The organism is Lacrimispora sp. (genome assembly GCF_032078915.1).
Lineage (GTDB): Bacteria > Bacillota > Clostridia > Lachnospirales > Lachnospiraceae > Lacrimispora.
In genome coordinates this window covers 1-6,462 of record NZ_DAMAUN010000160.1, presented here as the reverse complement: position 1 = coordinate 6,462, position 6,462 = coordinate 1, and the positions used below count along the sequence as shown (strand labels likewise).

The 6,462-nt window shown below is 46.2% G+C and carries 4 protein-coding genes and 1 pseudogene; all 5 read right to left on the bottom strand.

Annotation, left to right across the window (positions count from 1 at the left end):
• A partial coding sequence (locus RT269_RS29320; protein ID WP_313188021.1) for a fructose PTS transporter subunit IIB occupies positions 1-901 on the bottom strand: 901 nt, incomplete at its 3' end.
• A gap of 337 nt (positions 902-1,238) precedes the next feature.
• Positions 1,239-3,398, bottom strand: a complete 2,160-nt coding sequence (gene gnpA / locus RT269_RS29315; protein ID WP_313188019.1) for a 1,3-beta-galactosyl-N-acetylhexosamine phosphorylase — start codon at positions 3,396-3,398, stop codon at positions 1,239-1,241.
• Positions 3,399-3,450: 52 nt separating this feature from the next.
• The gene (locus tag RT269_RS29310; RefSeq protein WP_313188018.1) at positions 3,451-4,503 is read right to left on the bottom strand and encodes a glycoside hydrolase family 88/105 protein; all 1,053 of its coding nucleotides are present in this window, start codon (positions 4,501-4,503) and stop codon (positions 3,451-3,453) included.
• 127 nt (positions 4,504-4,630) lie between these two features.
• Positions 4,631-6,298 carry an extracellular solute-binding protein gene (locus tag RT269_RS29305; protein WP_313188016.1) on the bottom strand — a complete coding sequence of 556 codons (1,668 nt, stop codon included), beginning with the start codon at positions 6,296-6,298 and terminating at the stop codon, positions 4,631-4,633.
• 34 nt (positions 6,299-6,332) lie between these two features.
• Positions 6,333-6,462: pseudogene (locus tag RT269_RS30310) on the bottom strand (ABC transporter permease); the annotation flags it as partial.

The window sequence follows — 6,462 nt, the reverse complement described above, 5'->3', positions numbered from 1 at the left end:
AGGAGACCCCGTTCATCAACGCCTTGTACAGCATCTTTCCACTAAGGGCACCTGCAGGCTCCTCTGCCTTTCCGCCAGCTGCCTGCTGAGCACGCTCTGTGGAGCCGCCGCCAAAAATCGGGGCCTTTCCATCCAGAACCTTTCTGATCAGCTCCGCCGGATGGTCGATTCCTTCCTTCACAGTGGTAGTAACTACCTGTTTTCCCCGGAAACGTTCCATGTCCGTCTCTTTGTCGCTGGCAATGATAATTCCCTCAGCCCTTTCAATCTCTTCCCTGGTAGGAACATTTTCCGTACCGATGGAACCGTTTGTTTCCACCTTTATGGATACGCCCATCTCTTCAGCGGCTTTTGCCAACGCTTTCGCCGCCAGATACGTATGTGCTACTCCAACCGTACAGCCGGTCACCCCGATCAAAAACCGTTCTGACCCTTTGCGCTCTGTCCGTACTTCCTCTGTACTTAGTGCCGCCAGAATATCTTCCGGCCGTTTTGCCTCCTTTAGATAATCCAGGCAATCACAATCCAGCAAGCGGGAAGTAATACCGCTTAGCAGTGTGATGTGCGTGTCGTCCGCATTGTTTGGCATAGCGATGAGAAAGATGATATGGCTGACCGGGCGCCCCTCTTCAAACCGGATTCCCCGTTTGGATGTTCCGATTGCCACCGCCGGTCTCAGTACTGCATCGGATTTTCCATGAGGCAATGCCACTCCATTCTCCAGATTTGTGGGTACCTGTGCCTCTCGTTCCAATACATTCTGAATATAAATGGCTTTATCCTTCAGTACATGTCCCTTATAGAGAAGTTCCGCCAACTCCTCTATCGCCGCATTTTTATTCTCTGCCTGCATGTTAACTTTGATCAGCTTAGGCGAGAGAAACTTTGTTATATCCCCCATTTTGATTCCTCCTGATTATAATAATTTTCTGCGGTTTCGTATCTTTCTATGTATCATGTTCCGGCTCCACCCATTCAATACTGCTGTCCGTACCTCCTTTACACTAATTCAGGTGCCACTTCCCCGCCGTATTCAATAAATCAACTATAACACCATTTTGATTTATTGTCAATCATTTTGATTCATATTGATTCATATTAGTTCTTTACGATTCACGCTTGTAGAGATTCTCTTTTTTCTGCAAAAAAATATAGAACGGTTACCACGCCGTTCTATATTTTTACCTTGTAAGATGTAAGCAGCCCGATCTCGTTCTGTCCCTGTATCGAAACGCGGCTTATGCCAGTATAATAATCCTGGTCTCATAAGGCCCGAGCAACTCTTCACATCTGCCATATTCCGTGTCAACCGCAGTTTTCTGCGGGCATGTACTGTTATTGATGATCACCAATTTTTTGTCTGCCGGGTACCATGCGCATTCCGTTTCCGGATTATCCGTCAAATAGTTCTGCTTCAAAGGCATGTTCTTTCCATACAGCATCAGATTTAAAAGCATTCTGGTATTCCGGGTATTCACCTGGAAACTGCTGAGATAGATTCCACAACCTTTTCCGGCCTTGTGCATTGCTATGGTTGGCATCCCATCTATCTCTGCCAGCACACGGGTATTACCATCGGTCAGGTAAAGCCCCTGGCGTCCCTTCACTCCTGCTCCCTCTGGAATCAGCCCTGCCACAGTTTCCACCTCATGGTCCCAACGCCCATGACACACTCTTGCGCCTGTATCCTCATCAATTCCCAGAATATGGGCGAGACGGAAATACGTATCGTATCCTTCAACCGCCGATGGCTCGTTGACGCCAACCAGCACGCCTCCCTCAAACACAAAATGAGAAATGGCTTCCGCCACCCGGCTGTCTTCCCAGGCTGACCCGCCGCTCCATGCAGTTCCTGCCGCACCTGCATTAATTAATACATCCACTCCTTTTAGTCCATTTTTTCTCACATCTTCAAAACTAATGAATTTCACATGCACCGGGAGTCCGGACAGGGCCTCATTGATATGGATCAGATCATGCATATAAGTTTCATGAAAATGCCCCGACAACGTCCAGGAACGGAGCCGCCCCCAGGAATGCAGCACTGCGATATTAATCCCCAGCGTATACACCTCTCCTGCCTGATGGAATTCCTTGATAAAACGGAATTCATTTGCTACGCTTTCCATATATCGGCAGAAATCCGGATATCCTTCAACCAGATGAAGGTATCCTCCCAATCCGATCCGGTCGATTTTCTCCCGCAGCAGCGCCCGCCTCACCTGCACCCAGTATTTCTTAGCCTCCCTGGTTGGATCCCCGCCTTCACAAAACGTCGGTGCTCCGCCAAGCCCAACCGGGAACAAATAAGGATGCAGGCGCAGTTCGTGGGTTTCCACTTCAACACCTGCACATAGTCTGGCTTCATAGCCGGAAAATACGCATTTAATCAAACCATCAAACCTAAATTTCCGAAACTCATCACCGTAAGGTTCTGTGCCTACCCAGCTGTCATCGTAAAACACATAAGCTTTTTTCCCATAGCTATGCACCAATTCCACCAACTCTTTGCCGAAAGCAACAACAAAGCGATTGATAAATGCCATGTAATCCCGCTGCTTTTCTCCCGGAGGCATATGCGTTACATGGAATTTTCCCTGATTGACAAAATCCTCTGCCGTCAATGCATAGCCGAATTCCTGTTCAAATTCTGCAAGCGCTTTCGGACTAACCGTAAAATCATAGGAACCCCAATCACTGAACAGATTGCGTTTCCGCTCATCCCGTCCCCATATCCAAACGAAGTTATAAAAGAGGGAAGTAAAGCGCACCACCGTAGTGGACGGATGAGTTTCACACCAGTTCTTAAGCCAACCGTAAAGATATTCCCTGGTCTCCGGTTGTCTTGGATCTACTGGCATCAAGTGCTCTTTCTCCCAGTGATTGGTCACATGGTTATACATCGATATCTCTTCCCAGATCCGGTAGGCCAGAAAACTAACCGTATACTTATGCCATGGAATCGCATTCCCCAGAATCACATTACCGGATTCCCGATCATAGGTCCACAACCGCTTAAGTACCGCCTGATTATCCGTCCGGTCATAAACCTGCCAGTATTTCATGCCTTCCATGCTGTCATTAACTGCAAACTGGTCCTCATAGAAATCTTCCATCAGATGAAATACCAGAGATTCTCCGGCCGCCATCTTCGCTTCTGTCATCAGAAAGGTCTGCTGCAGCTGTTCCGGATGCTGCTCCGCCCATTCATTATGATCCCTGATGATACAAATCGTGGAATAAATGCCATAACCGGCATCTGTTATTTCTTCTGAAAGCACAGTACCATCACTGTCCCGGATCACATCTGCGCCCCAGCGCTGTGCTAACTCCAGTGTCAATTTTTCATATCCGGATTCCCCTGGCAGCGTAAAACTCCCGGTTCGTTTTTCCGTCATATTTATCTCCTCTTACTTCTATATTATTCTTCCGATCCCATCAGGCGCTGTCTCATAATGCCCCATCATTTCTGCTGTTGTCATAATCCAGGATGCCTGCGAAAAATGCCAGTGCCAATCCCTGTCCCCAGCCTTGGATCCAGTCTCTTGATATATTCCGGTATCCATCACGGTCTTTCATTACCGCAGTTCCGCCGGACACATGAAGAACTCTTCCATCTTCGCTGATCTCATCCACAATTCCGGCAATGGCTTTATTAATGTATTTGATATGAAGAGGATTCCCCTTTGCTATCATGGCTGCCGCAATTCCGCAAGATGCCGATACCTCCTCATAGGATTCTTCATCATCCAGTATGGTACGCCAGAGTCCGCTGTCAGTCTGCAGAAGCTTCAATGCCGCCAACTGTTCATTCAAAGAACCAGCCACATCCATAAAGCGGGGATATAAGTAGCACTCAGGCAGACAAATTCCCACCTGGGACATCGTGTAGGAAGCCCATGCATTGGCTCTTCCCCAGTAAAATCCAGACATATGATCTTTTTTGATATTGTTATATCCATGATACCATAGCCCGGTATCCGGATTTTGAAGATAACGAATATGCCAGTAATATTGGTTCAGCGCGTCATCAATCAGTGCTTCATCTTTAAGCTTCACTCCTACCCGCAACAAAAAGTAGGCTGCCATAAAAAGGGTGTCCGCCCAGCACTGCTCCGGAAAATCATTCCCCGCTGAAACCGTATGCTGAAGCACATTCTCACCAAAACGCAGAGCTTCCTTTCGTAAATACTCTGCTTTACTCATTACCAGACTCCAATACTTCTCATCATTCGTCACTTCATACAGAGTTAATAAACAATGCCCAATGGCACATGTATTGACCGTCCAAACGTTCGGCACTCCCAATTCTATGTACTCATCAATTCTGTCTTTCAACAGTCTGATATATTCTTCATTTCCTGTCACTTCATATACCTTGCAAATACCATAGTAAGCAACTCCACACGGCCAATCCCATGTCATATCCATACGCATGGTGCGCTTTACAATGTTATCTGTAAGTACTTTTATCTTATCTTTCTCATACACCAGTCCAGCCATAGTTACATCCTTTCTTTCGGGTCAACCGGATATCCGCAATCCACACCCCTGCCTGATGAGGTTAAAAAGCTGCCGCAAATTTGCAGCAGCCTTTTTCCATTCTACATCTCATTTATTCCATGTCATACTATTTGATATAATCCTCGGCATCAATCAATGCCTGTTTCTCATCAAGAATTTCCTGATATCCGTTATCCAGATATTCCTTGCAGTATGCATCATACTTGGCCTCAAGTTCTTGCGGCTTGCAGGTAACCATATCAACATAGAATTCCTGCCACATTGCTGTTAAATCGGCTTTGTATTCATTGGTAGCTTCAATACTTTTAGTAAAGATCGGACTGATGATACCATATTCTTTTAATTCTTTGTCGTAATCATAGGCATCCTGGACCAGCTGCTCATAGCCTGCCGGAGCCAACGTCTTTAAGTTAGCCTTGAAATTCTTGGTTTCGTCACCGTAATCAGCCACCTCGGCTACCAGGCACCAGTAATCCTTGTTGTTATTGTTGGAAAGCTTAGACTCCCCGGCAAAATCTGGTACCGGAACTGCAATGCCTTCTTCATTCAGCGTATAATTTACCCCTTCGATGCCATTTTGCAGATAGAATAAATTCTCCGGCTGAATCATCCAGTCCAGGAACATCCAGATTGCCGCCCGCTGCATATCGCTGGTAGTGGAGTTAATTCCCATAACCATACCGTAAGGAGGATATTCATAATAATATGGATGGCTATCCGCAGGCGCTAAAGCCTTTGGAGACATAACAGAAACCTCCGCATTGGGGTCATTGGCTTTCAAGCTGCTGATCACATCCGTATTGGCTGCAATATAAAAGCTATAAGTCCCCACATTACCAGCTACAAAATCTGCTTTCCACGCAGCGTCATCCGTATTTAAGTAGAATTCAGGATCTAAAATCCCCTCATTAAACTCTTTATTCATAGTTACCAGATAATCTTTGGTCGCCTGCCAGGTAAGGGGCGCTACATTCAGATCCAGATATAACGCCAGTTCATTCTTATCTGGATTGGACCCGATAAATGGATATTCATAGGTATAACTCTTGTTGATCAGATAATCTCCGCGCGTCCCAAGGCCCGCTTCCTTCCAGGCTGCCGTAACTGTATCCAGTTCCTCTCTTGTCGTTGGCTTTTCCATGCCGACCTTGTTTAACCAATCCTGTCGAATCAGGTGTACATAGTTGTAATAAATAGCATTTCTTCCTGCAAAGAAGAAAGTATTTTTACCATCCAATTGTCCATACTTTTTGACGGTGTCACCTAATTTTTCATAATAGGTTGGTGCATAGTACTGAATCTCATCCAAATTTAACTCCTGCATGGCACCTTCTGCATTGTAGTTTACTGCTTGCGGCATATCATAATGAAAGATGATATCCGGCGCACTGCCTGCAGCGATCATCTGCATATAATCTGTCACTTCATTCTGGCGATTGATAGCTACATAATTTAAAGTGACATTGTACTTATCCCCAAATTCCTTTTGGATCCATTTCGTATAATAATTATTTGCCGGATCCCAGCCCTCAAATCCGCGGTCATAAACCGGAATTTTGATTGTCACATTCTCCGGGAAACCAGCAGAATAGTCAGTGAAGCTTCCAGCCTCAGAAACACCTCCCGCTTCCGTGGACGCAGCGGCACCACCATCACCTGCCGCCGTTGCTGCTGTCTCCTCTTTTTTGCCTCCACAGCCAGTTACCACGCCTGCTGCCATGATGACCGCCACACCAAAAGCCGCCAGCCTTTTACATGTCATTGCCCTCCTCATAATACTTCCTCCTTTTCATATTCTTGCTTTATCATCAGCCTTTGACCGCACCAATCATGGTCCCACGTACAAAGTACTTCTGTACAAAAGGATAGATGCAGACAATCGGCAATGTTGCGAATATAATACAAGATGCCTTAAGCACCTCTGGGTTAGTGATCTGT

What these genes read in the sequence shown, in the direction of transcription:
- gnpA (WP_313188019.1), bottom strand. Translation starts at nt 3,398, where the DNA reads ATGACGGAAAAACGAACCGGGAGTTTTACGCTGCCAGGGGAATCCGGA.
- RT269_RS29310 (WP_313188018.1), bottom strand. Translation starts at nt 4,503, where the DNA reads ATGGCTGGACTGGTGTATGAGAAAGATAAGATAAAAGTACTTACAGAT.
- RT269_RS29305 (WP_313188016.1), bottom strand. Translation starts at nt 6,298, where the DNA reads ATGAGGAGGGCAATGACATGTAAAAGGCTGGCGGCTTTTGGTGTGGCG.